This window comes from Ruegeria sp. CDSC042 (assembly GCF_059610745.1).
Genome location: NZ_JBXWOF010000002.1, coordinates 166,634 through 182,551 on the forward strand (window position 1 = coordinate 166,634; position 15,918 = coordinate 182,551).

A 15,918-nucleotide genomic window follows, 5' to 3' on the forward strand; every position below is an offset into this window, starting at 1 on the left:
ACATTCCCCTGATGTTACCGAATTACAATGTCCCCGAAGAGTCACCGTAGTTCTAAAAGCATCCATTATCTATCCCTTTCGCGAAGGCGATAGATACGGGGAAAATGGGTGGCAAATTGGCGGTTATTCAGCGGCCAGGTTTTGCGGATCAACCAAGGAAACTATGTCGCCCATGATTGCATTCAACTCGAAGTTTTTTGGTGTGTAGATTTTGGCCACACCCATCGCTTTGAGCTTTTCAGCATCGTCATCAGGGATAATGCCACCGACAACAACAGGAACATCGTTCAGGCCCGCCTCGCGCAGACGGTTCAGAACGTCCTGAACCAACGGTATGTGACTGCCGGACAGAATCGACAGGCCGATCACATGGGCTTTGTCCTCGATTGCGGCGGCCACAATTTCCTCGGGTGTCAGACGGATGCCGTCATAGCTGATGTCCATGCCGCAATCGCGGGCGCGGAAGGCGATCTGTTCGGCGCCGTTTGAATGACCGTCCAGGCCGGGCTTGCCGACCAGGAACTTCAGGCGACGCCCCAGCTTGTCGCTGACCGCGTCAACGGCCGAGCGCAAGTCCTCCAGCCCTTCGGTTTTGTTTGAGACCGAGCCGGAAACGCCGGTCGGGCCGCGATATGTGCCATAGACTTTGCGCATCTCTTCGGCCCATTCGCCGGTGGTGACGCCAGCCTTGGCGGCGACGATTGACGGCTCCATTACATTCGCACCGGATTGTGCGGCCTCACGCAAAGCGGCCAGCGCTGCTGCAACTGCCGCGCCATCCCGTTCGGTGCGCCATTCGTTCAGGCGGTTGATCTGTTCCTGCTCTACTGCCGGATCAACGACCATGATGCCGCCGTCTTCGGTTTCCAGGGGTGAGGGCTCGCCCTCGACCCATTTGTTCACGCCGACCACAATGGTCTCGTTGCGCTCGATCCGGTTGAGGCGCTCTGCGTTGGAATCGACTAAACGGGACTTCATGTATTCGATCGAAGCGACAGCACCCCCCATCGAATCCAGGTTCGCCAGTTCGGCCCGCGCGCCCTGTTTCAATTCTTCGACTTTGGCGTCTACGGCCGGGTTGCCGTCGAACAGATCGCCATATTCCAGCAGGTCGGTTTCATAGGCAAGAATCTGTTGCATCCGCATCGACCACTGCTGATCCCACGGGCGGGGCAGGCCAAGGGCCTCGTTCCATGCGGGCAGCTGAACCGCGCGGGCACGGGCCTTTTTCGACAAGGTCACCGCCAGCATTTCGATCAGGATACGGTAGACGTTGTTTTCCGGCTGCTGCTCGGTCAGTCCCAGTGAGTTCACCTGCACCCCATAACGGAAGCGGCGGAATTTCGGGTTTTCTACGTCATAACGTTGTTGCAAGATTTCATCCCAAAGATCCACAAAGGCGCGCATTTTGCACATCTCGGTGACAAAGCGGATGCCGGCATTCACAAAGAACGAAATCCGTCCGCACAATGCTGGGAAATCCTCGGCTGGGACGCGCGGGCGCAGCTCATCCAACACGGCGATGGCTGTGGCCAGCGCATAGGCCAGCTCTTGTTCCGGCGTCGCGCCGGCCTCTTGCAGATGATAGGAGCAGACGTTCATCGGGTTCCATTTCGGCACATTGGAATAGCAATACTCGGCCACATCCGCGATCATCTTGAGCGATGGTTTCGGCGGGCAAACATAAGTGCCACGGCTCAGATATTCCTTGATCAGATCGTTCTGAACCGTGCCCTGCAGTTTAGAGACATCGGCGCCCTGTTCCTCGGCAACCGCTATATAGAGCGCCAGCAACCAAGGAGCCGTGGCGTTTATCGTCATCGACGTGTTCATCTGTTCCAACGGGATCTGGTCGAACAAAACCCGCATGTCGCCCAGATGGCTGATCGGTACACCCACTTTACCAACCTCGCCGCGTGCCAGCGTGTGATCGCTGTCATAGCCGGTTTGCGTCGGCAGATCGAAGGCCACTGACAGACCCGTCTGACCCTTGGCCAGATTCCCGCGATACAGCGCGTTGGACGCTTTGGCGGTGGAATGACCGGCATAGGTTCGGATGAGCCAGGGGCGATCTTTCTGCGTCTGCGTCATAACTGGGCCTCGTATTGCGGGTGGGCAAGAAAATTACGTTCATGGGTTCTAAAGCGCAATTTTCGGGACATGTCAATTCGCTGCGTCGCGGCATTTCCGGTTGTGCCGATTGTGGGATGCAGCGATTGGTGGCAGGGTGCATTTATGACACAGACCGTGGAACTTCCGCTTTGGCTGTTTTTGTTGATCCTGGTATTCGCCGCGGTCACACTGGCCTCGCATTTTCTGTTTCCGTCTGTGCGGTGGTTTTTTCGTCGTAGGTTGGAGCGCGCGGTCAAACGCCTGAACACGCGCCTGCAGCGCCCGATACAGCCATTCAAGCTGGCCCGACGCCACGATATGATTCAACGCCTGATCTATGATCCTCAGGTAGGGCAGGCCGTGCAGCAGCACGCACGTGAAGAAGGCATCCCCGAAGCGGTCGCCTTTGAACAGGCCCAGCGGTATGCGCGCGAGATCGTGCCTTCTTTTTCCGCCGTTGCCTATTTCAGTATCGCCATCCGGTTGGCGCGGATTCTGAGCAACGCCTTTTATGATGTACGGCTTAGTTATCAGGATGAAGATGCCCTGAAAGATATTGATCCAAATGCGACAGTTGTTTTTGTGATGAACCACCGCAGCAACATGGATTATGTGCTGGTCACCTATCTGGCGGCCCAGCAATCGGCTTTGTCTTATGCTGTTGGCGAATGGGCGCGTGTTTGGCCGCTCAGTCGGTTGATTCGTGCGATGGGGGCCTATTTTATTCGCCGCAAATCCGGCAGCGAACTCTATCGTCAGGTATTGGCCTGCTATGTCCGGCATGCCACCGATGCCGGTGTCACACAGGCTATGTTCCCCGAAGGCGGGCTGAGCCTGACGGGGGCTATGGCACGCCCCAAGCTGGGGCTTTTGAAATACATAATCGATGGTGCCAGCGCGGATGGGGCGGATGTGGTGTTTGTTCCCGTTGCGCTAAACTATGACCGGGTTCTTGAAGATACGATCCTGACCAAGGCCGCACTTGGCAATCAAAGACAATTTCGTGCCCGGATCGGGGTCATAACTGGGTGGATGTTGAAACAGATAGGTAGGCGTCTGACCGGTCGCTACCAGCGGTTTGGATTTGCTGGGGTGCGATATGGTCACCCTATTTCATTGAAGGAATTCCGCACCGCCCATGACGATGTGATGACTGATCTCGCGCGCGAACTCATGCAACGGATCAAAGAAGCGATTCCGCAGGCGCCTGTTCCTGCAGCGTGCTGGCTGGTTCGCACCAAAGGAGAAATGCCCGAAGACGAGCTTAAAAGCTTGATCACCGGGTTTTTGCAACGTGACGGAACTTTGGGTGATCAGGATGAGTCTGCGGTTTCAGCTGCCTTGGATCAGCTGGTCGAACGCAGAATTCTGAAACGAGAAGGTGGGAAAATATCTCAATCCGGGCAAAGGGTTGATCTGCTCGACTACTATGCAGCCTCAGCCCCGATTGGCGACGGCTGGCCTGATGCTGCGGCAGCGAAAGAAGTTTCTGCAGGCGCTGGGTCATAAAATTACAAAAATGATGCAAAATCTATTGCATTATTTCCTTCAGGCCAATATCTCATCATCCAACGCAAGCGCTTCTGCATCGCGGCAAACAGGAATGAGAAATAAGGAGGCCAACATGGCTCTGGACACCGACAGCGGTATCGCAACTTACGACGCGCCGGAAAAAGACCTCTATGAAATGGGTGAAATCCCTCCGATGGGGTTTGTGCCTAAGAAAATGTATGCTTGGGCAATCCGTAAGGAACGCCACGGGGAACCGAATACTGCGATGGTCCAGGAAGTCGTGGACGTACCAGAGCTGGACAGCCACGAGGTGTTGGTTCTGGTGATGGCGGCGGGCGTTAACTATAACGGCGTCTGGGCATCCCTGGGCAAGCCGATCTCGCCCTTTGACGGCCACAAGGCCCCGTATCATATCGCCGGTTCTGACGCTTCAGGGATCGTATGGGCCGTGGGTTCGAAAGTAACGCGCTGGAAAGTGGGCGACGAGGTTGTCATTCACTGCAACCAGGACGATGGCGACGACGAACATTGTAATGGTGGCGATCCGATGTATTCGGACAGCCAGCGGATCTGGGGTTATGAAACGCCGGATGGGTCTTTTGCACAGTTCACCAACGTTCAAGCCCAGCAGTTGATGCCGCGCCCCAAGCACCTGACCTGGGAAGAAAGCGCTTGCTATACTCTGACGCTGGCGACCGCGTATCGGATGCTGTTCGGGCACGAGCCGCATGATCTGAAGCCGGGCCAGAACGTTCTGGTCTGGGGTGCCTCGGGCGGCCTGGGCTCTTATGCGATCCAGCTGATCAATACCGCAGGCGCCAACGCGATCGGCGTGATCTCGGACGAAAGCAAGCGTGACTTTGTTATGGGGCTGGGCGCCAAGGGCGTGCTGAATCGCAAAGACTTTAACTGCTGGGGTCAGTTGCCCACAGTAAACACACCGGAATATGCGGACTGGTTCAAAGAGGCGCGCAAATTCGGCAAGGCGATCTGGGAAATCACCGGCAAAGGCAAGAATGTCGACATGGTGTTTGAACATCCCGGCGAAAGCACTTTTCCGGTGTCGACCTTTGTCGTGAAAAAAGGTGGTATGGTTGTGATCTGCGCCGGTACCACCGGCTATAACCTGACTTTCGACGTTCGCTATATGTGGATGCATCAGAAACGCCTGCAAGGTTCGCATTTTGCGCATCTCAAGCAGGCTGCTGCCGCGAACCAACTGATGGTCGAACGCCGTCTGGATCCCTGCATGTCCGAAGTGTTTGCCTGGGGTGAATTGCCCGACGCGCATATGAAGATGATGCGGAATGAGCATAAACCAGGCAACATGTCGGTTCTGGTTCAGGCGCCGCAGACGGGCTTGCGCACGCTTGAAGAGGTTCTAGACGCAAAAGGCTGAGCCCCCAAAAAAAAGAATATTAGCACCCGCGAATCGCATCGAGCGAGCGCGGGTGCATCTATTTCTAGGCATTAGGCAATAATTACAGTGGGTTGCGAAGTCGTGACCCGCTAGTTTTGGGGAGTAGAAACCAGTGAATAGGCTTAAAAGCATCTCACATGTTATGGTTGTGTTAACCCTTCGTTAACCGTTTCGGAGAGACTTTAGATGGCGCATAATGAGTGGATACTGGACGTTTTGTCGGACCTCAACGCCTTCGCTGTTGAAAACGGTTTGACCGCACTTGCCGAGCAGCTTGATGATACCAAGTTGATCGCAGCGGCCGAGATTGCGTCCATGCAGGATAAGGCACAGGCGCCCGCGAATGGGAACACAACTCGACATGAGTCAGGTCCTAGAGGACTTGGAAAGCACCAACACGCTTGACGAGTTGGGCGATGTAGCCGTTCGATTGCGCGACCGGCTGCAGGTTGAACATCTTATCTATCATTGGGTTGATGGTGCCGGGGATCAATACGGCTATACAACTTACCCGAACGCTTGGGCCGAGCGATACCGTGAGCGGAATTATCACCGCATAGATCCGGTGATCCTGGGGTGTTTCCAACGGTTCCACCCGGTTGACTGGAAATTGCTGGACTGGTCTGGAAAAGTGGCGAAAGCCTTTTTGCAAGATGCCCTTGAACATGGAGTTGGCAATCAGGGTTATTCGATCCCCATCCGGGGGCCGAACGGCCAGTTTGCCTTATTCACAGTGAATCACTCATGTGATGATGAGAAATGGAAGTCCTTCATCGAGGCCCATGGCCGCGAGCTGATTTTGATCGCGCATTACTTTAACCGAAAGGCTCTGGAGTTCGAAACCGACAGGCAGCCGGATACGACCCGGGGCCTGTCGCCTCGTGAGTCGGATGCCATGACCTTGCTGGCGCTTGGATACAGCCGGGCACAAGTCGCGCACTCACTGTCAATCTCGGAACATACGCTGCGTGTCTATATTGAAAGTGCGCGTGCCAAGCTTGGGGCGCAGAACACAACCCATGCCATCGCAACAGCACTCAGCCGTGGATTAATAGTGGTTTAACAAGCGCGCGCGCCAAAAACGGGAAATTAACCACGACTTTGTACCCCCTTCGTTCCTGCACAGGACGACAAGGGGAAAAGTCATGTTGCGCTATTTGTTTGCCGACGAACTACATAAGTTTCCGAATTTGGCCCAAGGGATGTTCCGGGATCGAGCGGATCAGTTCAAAACGCGGCTGGGCTGGGATGTTCACGTGGACGAAAAAGGAGAAGAGCGGGATCAGTACGATGACCTGAATCCGCTCTATGCCATCTGGGAAGAAGAGGATGGCAGTCATGGGGGGTCGATGCGGGTTTTGCCGACGACAGGACCTGTCATGGTGAATGAGGTGTTTGGGCATCTGACAGGAGGTAAGCCTGTCCACAGCCCGCTGATCTGGGAGGTGACGCGGTTCTGCCTGTCACGAACGGCCAGTGCCCATACTGCCGGTGCCATCATGCTGAGCGGCGGCGAAATCATGGAAGGGTTCGGGCTGACCCATATTGCAGGCGTCTTTGATGCGCGCATGATTCGGATCTACCGTCTGATCGGATCGTCTCCAGTCGTTCTGGGGTCACAAGGGAAAGGGCGTGATCAGATTTCGGTTGGGCTTTGGCCCTATTCGCCCGAGGATTGCAATCGGGTGGCTGAACGGGCGGGCATCCCACGTGAGCTGTCCAGGATGTGGTTCAAAGCCGCGTTTGGCACTGTCCGGCAACACCGGTTTGCCCTGTCCGCCTGACGGGGTCTGAAAGCCAATTCCATATCTGGCGATAGCTGGCGTGGCCCTGTAGGGTCGCGCCATGTCTATACCCACAGTAACCTTTTCTGACGATCAAGCCGCCGCCTATGACAGCATTTCCGAGATGCTGAAATCTGCTGGTGTGGACCTGGATGATGATGCCCTACTGAAAATGCCCGGCAATGGCGAATCCGGGGTGATGGCCGTGATCGGCAAGGCGGGTTCAGGGAAAACGCTACTGCTGGCAGAGCTTTACAAAGCATTGGCTGACGCGGGTCTTCAGATCGTTTCCGGTGATTTCGAAAGCCGCAAAGCGCGCGAGAAACGCAGCTTGGCCATTCTTGCGCCAACGAACAAGGCCGCCAGTGTTTTGCGCCTGCGGGGTGTGCCTGCGACCACGATCCACCGCATCCTCTATACGCCGGTATATGACCCGGAATATGAACGCATTGCCGAATGGCTGGCGGGCAACGATGAACGCCCCGAGGTTGAAGGGTTGACTGACGAAGCCCTGGACCGGGCGGCCGCTTTTTATCAGAACAACAAGTCGATCCCCGGCGCGCTGGCCGCTGCGGGCCTTCGTGGGTCCGACTTTATCACCGGCTGGAAGCGTCGGGAGGAGCCGCTGGACATAGGCTTTGTAGATGAGGCTTCGATGCTGGATGACCGGCAGTTCGAAGACCTGAAAGAGATCTTTCCGACCCTGTTGCTTTTTGGCGATCCGGCGCAGCTCGCCCCGGTCAATCAGTCCGGCAGCATGGTATTCGAGACGCTGCCCGAGCCGCGAAAGCAGGTATTGCACAGGGTCCACAGGCAGACGGCAGACAACCCGATCCTGGACCTCGCGCATGCGCTGGCCGACCCTCAGATGGGGTTTGAGGATTTTGAACGGCTCGTCGAACAGACCGCCCGACAGGATCACCGTGTTGTTTGGGGGCAGCGTGTTGAAGTTGACCTGATGGCCCGCAGCCCGGTTCTGGTCTGGCGAAATGCCACCCGAATTCGCTTGATTCAGGCCTTCCGCAATGTTCACGCGGCACCCGACACCGAGCTTCTGGCGGGAGAGCCGCTGATTTGCGATGGAATCGAACTGCCGCTGAAGCACCGCAAGAAAAGGCTGGATCTTGAGGCGCGCGGGCTAATCAAGGGTGCTCAGGTCATCTATCTGGGGCCAGGACGAAAACCGGGGTTTTCGCGCCTGCATGTGATGGGGGCCGAGGATCCGCAGGTCAGCGCAGCGTCGATTGTCAAAATCGAAATGCCTGATGAGGAAGAACCGTTTATTCCATTTGCTGCGCGTATGGGGGCAACCTTTTTGCATGGCGCAGCAGTGACCATTCACAAGGCGCAGGGGTCGCAGTGGGACACGGTACAGGTGTTTGCGCCGGATATATATGCGGCTGCCCGGATGGGGCGAACCGAGGCTGGGCAACCTTTGTGGAAACGTCTGGCTTATGTTGCGATCACGCGGGCGCAAGAAAGGTTGATTTGGGTGGTGCGCAACAGGCTGGCCAAGCCCACTTATCCGCTGCGCGTGGATGATTTGCGCGCGGCTCCGGCGGCGACGCTGACCCTGGAGGCGGAAGAGATATGAAATCCATCATCATCACAGGCGCCAGTTCAGGCATCGGACGGGCAACTGCCGAGCTGTTTTTGGCCGAGGGCTGGGCGGTTGGGCTGCTGGCGCGCAGCGCGGATGTGCTGAACGAATTGGCTGAAAGGCACAAGAATGCGATCCCCCTGGTGACCGATGTTACCGACCCCACCGCTGTTTCGGGTGCTTTCGAGACATTCCAGAATGAGGCGGGACGTCTTGACGTATTATTCAATAATGCCGGAATCTTTGCCCCCGGCGGCACGATAGACGAAATCCAGTTGGAGGATTGGTACCAGAGCGTCAGCGTGAACCTGAACGGGATGTTCCTAAGCGCGCGCGAAGCCTTTCGCATTATGCGGCATCAGGCCCCTCAAGGGGGAAGGATCATCAATAACGGTTCGATCGCCGCGCATGTACCGCGTCCGAATTCGGTCCATTACACCGCTACGAAACACGCGATAACAGGCCTGACACGCAGCCTATCACTGGACGGGCGCGCCTTTGGTATCGCATGTGGTCAAATCGATATTGGCAACGCGCGAACACAGATGGTGCAAAACCTGGTTGAAAACGCCATCACGGGAGGGCAGCAGCCCGACCCGACGATGGCTGTTGACGATGCCGCACGTTCTGTACTGCACATGGCGTCTTTGCCTGCAGAGGCAAACGTCCAGTTCATGACCGTCATGGCCACTACGATGCCCTATATCGGGCGTGGATAGGGCTTTAGTTCTCGCGCAATAGTCGGAAGGCTGTGGACGCTCCCCAACCCGCCGCGATGGCAATGACCAAAGACATCAGGCCATACCAGACCGGCTGCTGACGGGACATGTTGTAGAGGAACCGTTCCAGCCCGACCTTCCGCACGTCGATTGTGGTCTCGAACTGGGAAACAACCTCTCGGCCGCGGGTCAGGTATATGCGCGCGAAATAGGCGCCTTCGGTCAAATCGGCTGGCATGTCGATTGAGGTTCGGAACAATGTCTGCTCGTCCACCGCAACCGTATTTTCGCGGATAGAATACAGGCCCTCATCCTCACGGATGCGAACGACGGCCTCGGCAAAATTCTGCGCGCCCCGGATATTCATCGCGGCACCCACTGACCGAATGGCCCGTTCAATCGAGATCCTGTACCGCAGGTCTTCTGTATCTGACAGGATTTCTGTAAGCGGAGCGCTGGTGGCAACCGCATAAAAACTGGGCGCAAGGTCGACCAGGACGCTGTCGGTGTTGACCCAGATACCCAGCCTGCGTTCTTTTCGCCGGACCGTCACTGGGCTCGAGGGGCCTGCAACGGCCACGATAACTTGAAGCGGTGGGCCGGAAGGGATCGGTGTTTCACGTTTTACGGCACCGAAAATAAGAATTTCCGAGCCATCGAAGTTCGCCGTGATTGCAACCCGGTCCTGACTTAGACCAAGTACAACCTGCTCTTCCTCGGCCATAGCCGGGGTGACACAAAACGCAAGCAGCAGGATCAACCGTCGGAGCATGATCAGTGCCCTCCTGCGACGCCAAGCGAATACAGCTCGGAGGGTTCCAGAAGCAGATCCAGCGCCAGTTTGCCACAAACCACCAAGACCAGTGCAGCCAGCAATACGCGCAGCTGCTCGGCAGGCATTCGTGCGCCGATCACCGTTCCGATCTGCGCCCCGATCACGCCGCCGACCAGCAACAACACAGCCAGAACAATGTCGACTGTGTAGTTGGTTGTCGCGTGCAGCATCGTGGTGAACGCTGTTACGAAAATAATCTGGAACAGGGAGGTGCCGACAACGACTTTGGTGGGCATTCCCAGCAGGTAAATCATGGCAGGAACCATGATAAAGCCGCCTCCGACACCCATGATCGCAGAAAGGATACCTACGCTAAGCCCGACCAGGACGGGGGGGATGACCGAGATATAGAGGCCCGATGTACGGAACCGCATTTTGAACGGCATCGCGTGAATCCAGCCGCGCTGACGACGTGCAACAGGGGCGGCGGTGCCCTTTTTGGATTTACGCAGCGCGTTCAGGCTTTCGATGAACATCAAGCTGCCGACGACGCCCAGAAAGACCACGTAACACAGGGTTACGAGCAAATCGACTTGTCCGAGGCTTTTGAGATAGTTGAAGATCACCACCCCGAACGCAGCACCGATCAGTCCCCCGACCAGCAATACCGTGCCCATCTTCAGGTCGACCGTCTTTCGGCGGAAATGGGCCAGAACCCCAGAAAAGGACGAGGCGACAATCTGGTTCGCTTCGGTGGCTACGGCAACTGCTGGTGGGATGCCAATGAAAAACAACAGCGGGGTCATCAGAAACCCGCCGCCGACCCCGAACATCCCTGACAGGATGCCGACCATGCCGCCCAACCCAAGCAGCAGAAAGGCGTTTACGGAAACTTCAGCGATAGGAAGGTAAATTTGCATGAGGTACTAGTAATTAGGGCCAGCTGCGTCGCGCAATGTGACACATTCGACTTCTGGAATTTGTGAAAGGGTTCGTATCTGACGCGCAGAATCACGCCCTTGGCGAGGCAGGGTAGAGCAGGGCTGGCGGCTTGGACCAGTCTGAAACTGTGCATCCGCAGAAGGCGTTTTGACAGGGAGTATCCCCTTAGACCAAGCGCAAGACCTAGCATCCGGCACCCCGGCGAGAAACTCTCTCAAATCAGCTGTCACTGGAAACACATCCATGCCCCTTTAGAGCCGTTGCGGCATGTAAAATCAACTCTACATGCCGCCATGCAGCGAACAGGACTGACGTGTGTTTCAAACTGGACCTATTACCGCTCTTTTACATAGGGTTCGCCACCGGCTTTCGGTGGAACGGCCTTGCCGACAAAGCCGGCCAAAATGACGACGGTCAGGATATATGGCAGCGCATCCATGACTTGCACAGGAATCACCACGCCACCTAGGTCAATATTCTGGAACCGCAACGCAACGGCTTGCAACAGTCCGAACAGCAGGCAAGCCCACATCGCGTGCCATGGCCGCCATTTTGCAAAGATCAGCGCCGCCAGCGCGATGAACCCGCGACCGGCAGTCATTTCCTTGACGAATCCAGCTTGCAGGGCCGTGGCCAGATAGGCACCCGCAATGCCGCACAGCACGCCACAGATCGCGACAGCCGCAAATCTCAGCCCAACGACAGAAACCCCGGCCGTATCCACAGCGGCTGGGTTTTCACCCACCGCGCGCAGGCGCAGGCCAAAGCGGGTGCGGTACAAAACCCACCAGGTTGTCGGGACCAGGAGGAATGACACATAGACAAGGATTGAATGGCCGGACAGCAGCTCGGAATAGATTGGCCCAAGGAAAGGGACATCGCTCACGGCATCCGCAAAAGGGAAAGTGATCGGTTCAAAGCGCCCTCCGCCAAACAGCGAGGGGGTACGCCCGCCCTGCTTGAACCAGCTTTGCGCGATCAGGACCGTCAGCCCCGAGGCCAGAAAGTTGATGGCGACGCCCGAAATCAGCTGGTTGCCCCGAAAGGTGATCGAGGCCACCCCATGCAATGCGGACAGAACAAGCGAGGCCGCGATTCCGGCCAGCAATCCCAGCCAGACCGATCCGGTCACGGCGGCGACGGCGGCAGAAAAGAACGCCGCGATCAGCATCTTGCCCTCAAGCCCGATGTCGAAAATACCGGCGCGTTCGGAATACAGACCGGCCAGACATGCCAGCAACAGCGGCGTGGCCAAGCGGACGGTCGAATCGAGGACCTGGATGAGGGTAACGAAAGTATCCATCGCTTAGCCCTCCTTCCGCATGGCCAGGAACAGCTTCTCGAGCGGCATGCGGACCATGTTGTCAAGCGCGCCGGTGAACAGGATCACCAGGGCCTGAATGACTACGATCAGCTCGCGCGGGATAGACGTCCATAGCGCCAGCTCGGCCCCGCCCTGATAGAGGAAACCAAACAGCAGCGCCGCAAGGAAAACGCCAAACGGATGGGACCGGCCCATCAGCGCCACGGCGATACCGATAAAGCCAGCGCCCTCGGTCGAGTTCAGAACCAGCCGCTCTGCCTCACCCATCACGTTGTTCGTGGCCATCAGACCAGCCAGCGCGCCCGAGATCAGCATGGCGATGATGGTGATCCGTACCGGAGAAATACCGGCATAGACGGCACCGGTTTCCGAATGCCCATAGGCGCGGATCTCATAGCCCAGCCGGGTGCGCCAGATCAGCGCCCAGACGATCACACAGGCCAGGACTGCAACAAAGAATGAGATATTGGCAGGTGCGCCACGGAATACGACGTTTTCAGCGGTCGAGAACATCGACTGGAACGTCGGCAGATGCACCGCCTCGGGGAAGCGTGCAGTTGCCGGGTCTTGCGAGCCCTGCGGGCGCATGACGTTGACCAGCATATAGTTCAGCAAGGCAGCAGCGATGAAGTTGAACATGATCGTGGTGATCACGATATGGCTGCCGCGTTTGGCCTGCAGATAGGCCGGAATGGCCGCCCAAGCGGCCCCGAACACCATCGATGCGGCACAGGCGGCCAGCAAGGCGATGCTCCAATGCGGCCAGTCGATGTAAAGGCACACGACGGCCACGCCAAGCCCGCCCAGCATCGCCTGACCTTCGCCACCGATATTGAACAGCCGGGCATGAAAGGCGACCGCCACGGCCAGTCCGGTGAACATGAAATTCGTGGCGTAATATAGCGTATAGCCCCAGCCATAGGTCGATCCCAGCGCGCCGGTGACCATCAGGTTCACCGCTTCGATCGGGTTTTCGCCAATGGCGAGGATGACCAGCGCCGACAGGATTGCGGCCAGAAGCAGACTGATCACCGGGATCAGAACGACATCGGCCCATTTGGGCATTTTTTCCATGTTACGCTGCCTCTCCCGCAACACCGGCCATCAACAGGCCAAGTTCTTTTTCATCAGTTTCATGGGGCAGGCGTTCGCCCATGATATGTCCGTCAAACATGACCGCGATCCGATCCGACAGCGAGAATATCTCTTCCAGCTCGACCGAGACCAGCAGGATCGCCTTGCCCTGGTCGCGCAGGTCGACGATCTGTTTGTGAATGAATTCGATCGCCCCGATATCCACGCCTCGGGTCGGCTGACCGACCAACAGCAGGTCTGGGTTACGTTCGATTTCACGCGCGACGACGATCTTCTGCTGATTGCCGCCCGAAAAGCTTTTGGCCGACAGCCAAGGGTTCGGCGGGCGCACATCGAACTTTTCGATCTTGGCTTCGGTATCAGCGCGCAGCGCCGCATTATCCATGAAGATGCCGCGTTGATAGGCCGGGTCACGGTGATAGCCGAAGGCCACGTTCTCCCAGGCGTGGAAATCCATGATCAGGCCTTCGCGCTGGCGGTCTTCGGGCACATGCGCAATGTGCTGCGCGCGCCGCGCCTGGCCATCTGACCCCGCCCCGCTGAGCGCAAGCGGCGTACCGTTCAGTTTGATCTGGCCCTGGCCCGGGCGCATCCCGCCCAGAACCTCTAGCAGTTCGGATTGGCCATTGCCGGCGACGCCTGCGATGCCCACGATCTCACCAGCGCGCACGTTCAAGTCGATGCCTTTGACACGCTCGACGCCCGCGCTGTCGAAAACACGCAGGTTTTCAATCTCGAGGATGGGCTTACCGGGCTGCGCCGGAACCTTGTCGACCTGCAGCAGAACCTTGCGGCCCACCATCAGCTCGGCCAGTTCTTCGGGGCTGGTCTCGGCGGTTTTCACGGTGGCCGTCATTTGCCCGCGGCGCATGACCGACACGGTGTCGGTGTTTTCCATGATCTCGCGCAGTTTGTGGGTGATCACGATGATCGTCTTCCCCTCAGCCCGCAGCCGGTCGAGGATGCGGAACAGCTGATCCGCCTCAGATGGGGTCAGCACGCCGGTTGGTTCGTCCAGAATCAGGATCTCGGCCTTGCGATACAGCGCCTTGAGGATCTCGACCCGCTGCTGCATCCCCACACCGATCTCGTCGATCCGTTTGTCGGGATCCACGAACAGCTCGTATTCTTCTTCCAGCTCTTTCAACTCTTTGCGGGCCTTGGTCAGGGACGGGGCCAATAGCCCGCCATCCTCGGCGCCCAGCACGATGTTTTCCAGAACGGTGAAATTCTCGACCAGTTTGAAATGCTGAAACACCATCCCGATGCCCGAGGCGATCGCGGCCTGGCTGTCAGGGATTTCGGTCTTTTGACCGTTGATCCAAATCTCACCTTTGTCGGCTTTGTAAAAGCCGTAGAGAATGCTCATCAGCGTGGATTTGCCCGCACCGTTTTCACCGATGATCCCATGGATCGTACCGGGGGCGACGCTGATGGAAATGTCTTTGTTGGCCTGAACCGGCCCAAAGGATTTGGATATCCCTTTGAGCTCAATGGCGGGGACGGTCATGTCTTGTCCTCAGTTGCCGAAAGGACTGCCCGGTCATCCCGGTGCAGCAAAGTGGAATCGGGCCGGGAGCATCACCCCCGACCCGCGCGATATCAGAACTGCAGTGCTGGGCAGCTGTCGTTCTCGTAATAGCTGACAACTGAAACATTGCCGTCGATGATGTCCTGACGGGCTTTGTCGACTGCTGCTTTCATATCATCCGAAACCAGCGGAGCGTTGTTGTCGTCGATCGCATAGCCAACGCCGTCTTCGGCCAGACCCATGATATATACGCCGGTCTCAACGTTCTCGCCTGCGCTCATCGCCTCATAAACAGCGACGTCCACGCGCTTTAGCATCGAGGTCAGAACTTTGCCCGGGTGCAGGTGGTTCTGGTTGCTGTCGACACCGATTGACAGGATGCCTTCGTCAGCAGCGGTTTGCAGAACACCAACACCGGTGCCGCCAGCTGCGGCATAGACCACGTCGGCACCCTGGCTGATTTGTGCCTTTGTCAGTTCCGAGCCCTTAACCGGGTCGTTCCATGCCGCAGGCGTTGTGCCGGTCATGTTGGCAACCACGTTGATATCGGGGTTCACCGCCTTGGCACCCTGAGCATAGCCGCAGCCAAAGTGACGGATCAGCGGAACATCCATGCCGCCGATGAAGCCAACGGTTCCGGATTCGGACGCCATCGCAGCCATCATACCAACCAGATACGAGCCTTCGTGTTCAGCGAAACCAACCTGACGCAGGTTGGGCGCGTCCAGCCAGGTTACGTCGACAACAACGAATTTCGTGTCCGGATAGTCGGCAACAACCGCGCTGAGCGGGTCAGCCATACCGAAACCCATGGTGATGATCGGGTTCGAGCCTGCTTCGGCAAAGCGGCGCAGGGCCTGTTCGCGCTGCGCTTCGGACTGCATTTCGATCTCGCGGTAGGTGCCGCCCGTTTCTTCCGCCCAGCGTGAGGCGCCGTTGTGCGCGGCTTCGTTGAACGATTTGTCGAACTTGCCGCCCAGATCAAAGATCAGTGCCGGTTCGGCCAGTGCGGCACCCGCTGTCAGTGCAACCGCCGCTGCGGCGCCCATCAAGGATTTCATCAGGGTCATTTGTTACTCCCGTTTGTTTTTTTCGGTCGGAGCC

At 57.4% G+C, this 15,918-nt stretch carries 13 protein-coding genes; 6 read left to right on the forward strand and 7 right to left on the reverse strand.

Features of this window, described 5'->3' with window-relative positions:
- Positions 1–123 precede the first annotated feature (123 nt).
- Positions 124–2,106: a protein meaA gene (locus tag AC2FHX_RS06555; RefSeq protein ID WP_496691892.1), complete on the reverse strand. Its 1,983-nt coding sequence runs from the start codon at positions 2,104–2,106 to the stop codon at positions 124–126.
- A 129-nt stretch (positions 2,107–2,235) separates the two neighbouring features.
- Here AC2FHX_RS06555 and AC2FHX_RS06560 point away from each other — a divergent pair, with 129 nt between their 5' ends.
- The 6 genes from AC2FHX_RS06560 to AC2FHX_RS06585 all read left to right on the forward strand — a co-directional run bounded on the left by AC2FHX_RS06560 (position 2,236) and on the right by AC2FHX_RS06585 (position 9,147).
- The gene (locus tag AC2FHX_RS06560; protein ID WP_496700880.1) at positions 2,236–3,621 is read left to right on the forward strand and encodes a 1-acyl-sn-glycerol-3-phosphate acyltransferase; all 1,386 of its coding nucleotides are present in this window, start codon (positions 2,236–2,238) and stop codon (positions 3,619–3,621) included.
- Positions 3,622–3,736: 115 nt separating this feature from the next.
- Positions 3,737–5,023: a crotonyl-CoA carboxylase/reductase gene (ccrA, locus tag AC2FHX_RS06565; protein WP_496700878.1), complete on the forward strand. Its 1,287-nt coding sequence runs from the start codon at positions 3,737–3,739 to the stop codon at positions 5,021–5,023.
- Between the two features lie 364 nt (positions 5,024–5,387).
- Positions 5,388–6,107, forward strand: a complete 720-nt coding sequence (locus AC2FHX_RS06570) for a helix-turn-helix transcriptional regulator (RefSeq protein ID WP_496700876.1) — start codon at positions 5,388–5,390, stop codon at positions 6,105–6,107.
- An 82-nt stretch (positions 6,108–6,189) separates the two neighbouring features.
- Entirely contained in the window at positions 6,190–6,828 is a 639-nt protein-coding gene (locus AC2FHX_RS06575) for an acyl-homoserine-lactone synthase (RefSeq protein ID WP_496700875.1), read from the forward strand.
- A 61-nt stretch (positions 6,829–6,889) separates the two neighbouring features.
- The gene (locus tag AC2FHX_RS06580) at positions 6,890–8,422 is read left to right on the forward strand and encodes an ATP-dependent DNA helicase (RefSeq protein WP_496700873.1); all 1,533 of its coding nucleotides are present in this window, start codon (positions 6,890–6,892) and stop codon (positions 8,420–8,422) included.
- Positions 8,419–9,147, forward strand: coding sequence for an SDR family oxidoreductase (locus tag AC2FHX_RS06585; RefSeq protein WP_496700871.1), 729 nt, complete (start codon positions 8,419–8,421; stop codon positions 9,145–9,147). Before AC2FHX_RS06580 ends, AC2FHX_RS06585 begins: the two co-directional genes overlap by 4 nt.
- Positions 9,148–9,151: 4 nt before the next feature.
- Here the strand turns inward: AC2FHX_RS06585 and AC2FHX_RS06590 are convergent, their stop codons facing one another.
- The 6 genes from AC2FHX_RS06590 to AC2FHX_RS06615 all read right to left on the reverse strand — a co-directional run bounded on the left by AC2FHX_RS06590 (position 9,152) and on the right by AC2FHX_RS06615 (position 15,884).
- Entirely contained in the window at positions 9,152–9,919 is a 768-nt protein-coding gene (locus AC2FHX_RS06590) for a TIGR02186 family protein (protein WP_282021632.1), read from the reverse strand.
- 2 nt (positions 9,920–9,921) lie between these two features.
- Positions 9,922–10,842: a sulfite exporter TauE/SafE family protein gene (locus AC2FHX_RS06595; protein ID WP_142635531.1), complete on the reverse strand. Its 921-nt coding sequence runs from the start codon at positions 10,840–10,842 to the stop codon at positions 9,922–9,924.
- Positions 10,843–11,198: 356 nt separating this feature from the next.
- On the reverse strand, positions 11,199–12,167 hold the full coding sequence (locus AC2FHX_RS06600; protein ID WP_142635533.1) for an ABC transporter permease: 969 nt from the start codon (positions 12,165–12,167) through the stop codon (positions 11,199–11,201).
- Positions 12,168–12,170: 3 nt separating this feature from the next.
- Complete coding sequence (locus tag AC2FHX_RS06605; protein WP_142635535.1) at positions 12,171–13,262, reverse strand: ABC transporter permease; 1,092 nt, start codon at positions 13,260–13,262, stop codon at positions 12,171–12,173.
- Position 13,263: 1 nt separating this feature from the next.
- Positions 13,264–14,793 carry an ABC transporter ATP-binding protein gene (locus AC2FHX_RS06610; RefSeq protein ID WP_282021631.1) on the reverse strand — a complete coding sequence of 510 codons (1,530 nt, stop codon included), beginning with the start codon at positions 14,791–14,793 and terminating at the stop codon, positions 13,264–13,266.
- A gap of 92 nt (positions 14,794–14,885) precedes the next feature.
- Positions 14,886–15,884: a BMP family lipoprotein gene (locus tag AC2FHX_RS06615; RefSeq protein WP_142635539.1), complete on the reverse strand. Its 999-nt coding sequence runs from the start codon at positions 15,882–15,884 to the stop codon at positions 14,886–14,888.
- Positions 15,885–15,918 lie beyond the last annotated feature (34 nt).

Excerpts from the sequence above, each read along its gene's own strand:
- AC2FHX_RS06615 (WP_142635539.1), bottom strand. The coding sequence starts at position 15,884 with ATGACCCTGATGAAATCCTTGATGGGCGCCGCAGCGGCGGTTGCACTG.
- AC2FHX_RS06605 (WP_142635535.1), bottom strand. The coding sequence starts at position 13,262 with ATGGAAAAAATGCCCAAATGGGCCGATGTCGTTCTGATCCCGGTGATC.
- AC2FHX_RS06580 (WP_496700873.1), top strand. The coding sequence starts at position 6,890 with ATGTCTATACCCACAGTAACCTTTTCTGACGATCAAGCCGCCGCCTAT.
- AC2FHX_RS06585 (WP_496700871.1), top strand. The coding sequence starts at position 8,419 with ATGAAATCCATCATCATCACAGGCGCCAGTTCAGGCATCGGACGGGCA.
- AC2FHX_RS06610 (WP_282021631.1), bottom strand. The coding sequence starts at position 14,793 with ATGACCGTCCCCGCCATTGAGCTCAAAGGGATATCCAAATCCTTTGGG.
- AC2FHX_RS06575 (WP_496700875.1), top strand. The coding sequence starts at position 6,190 with ATGTTGCGCTATTTGTTTGCCGACGAACTACATAAGTTTCCGAATTTG.
- ccrA (WP_496700878.1), top strand. The coding sequence starts at position 3,737 with ATGGCTCTGGACACCGACAGCGGTATCGCAACTTACGACGCGCCGGAA.
- AC2FHX_RS06570 (WP_496700876.1), top strand. The coding sequence starts at position 5,388 with ATGGGAACACAACTCGACATGAGTCAGGTCCTAGAGGACTTGGAAAGC.
- AC2FHX_RS06560 (WP_496700880.1), top strand. The coding sequence starts at position 2,236 with ATGACACAGACCGTGGAACTTCCGCTTTGGCTGTTTTTGTTGATCCTG.
- AC2FHX_RS06595 (WP_142635531.1), bottom strand. The coding sequence starts at position 10,842 with ATGCAAATTTACCTTCCTATCGCTGAAGTTTCCGTAAACGCCTTTCTG.
- AC2FHX_RS06600 (WP_142635533.1), bottom strand. The coding sequence starts at position 12,167 with ATGGATACTTTCGTTACCCTCATCCAGGTCCTCGATTCGACCGTCCGC.
- AC2FHX_RS06590 (WP_282021632.1), bottom strand. The coding sequence starts at position 9,919 with ATGCTCCGACGGTTGATCCTGCTGCTTGCGTTTTGTGTCACCCCGGCT.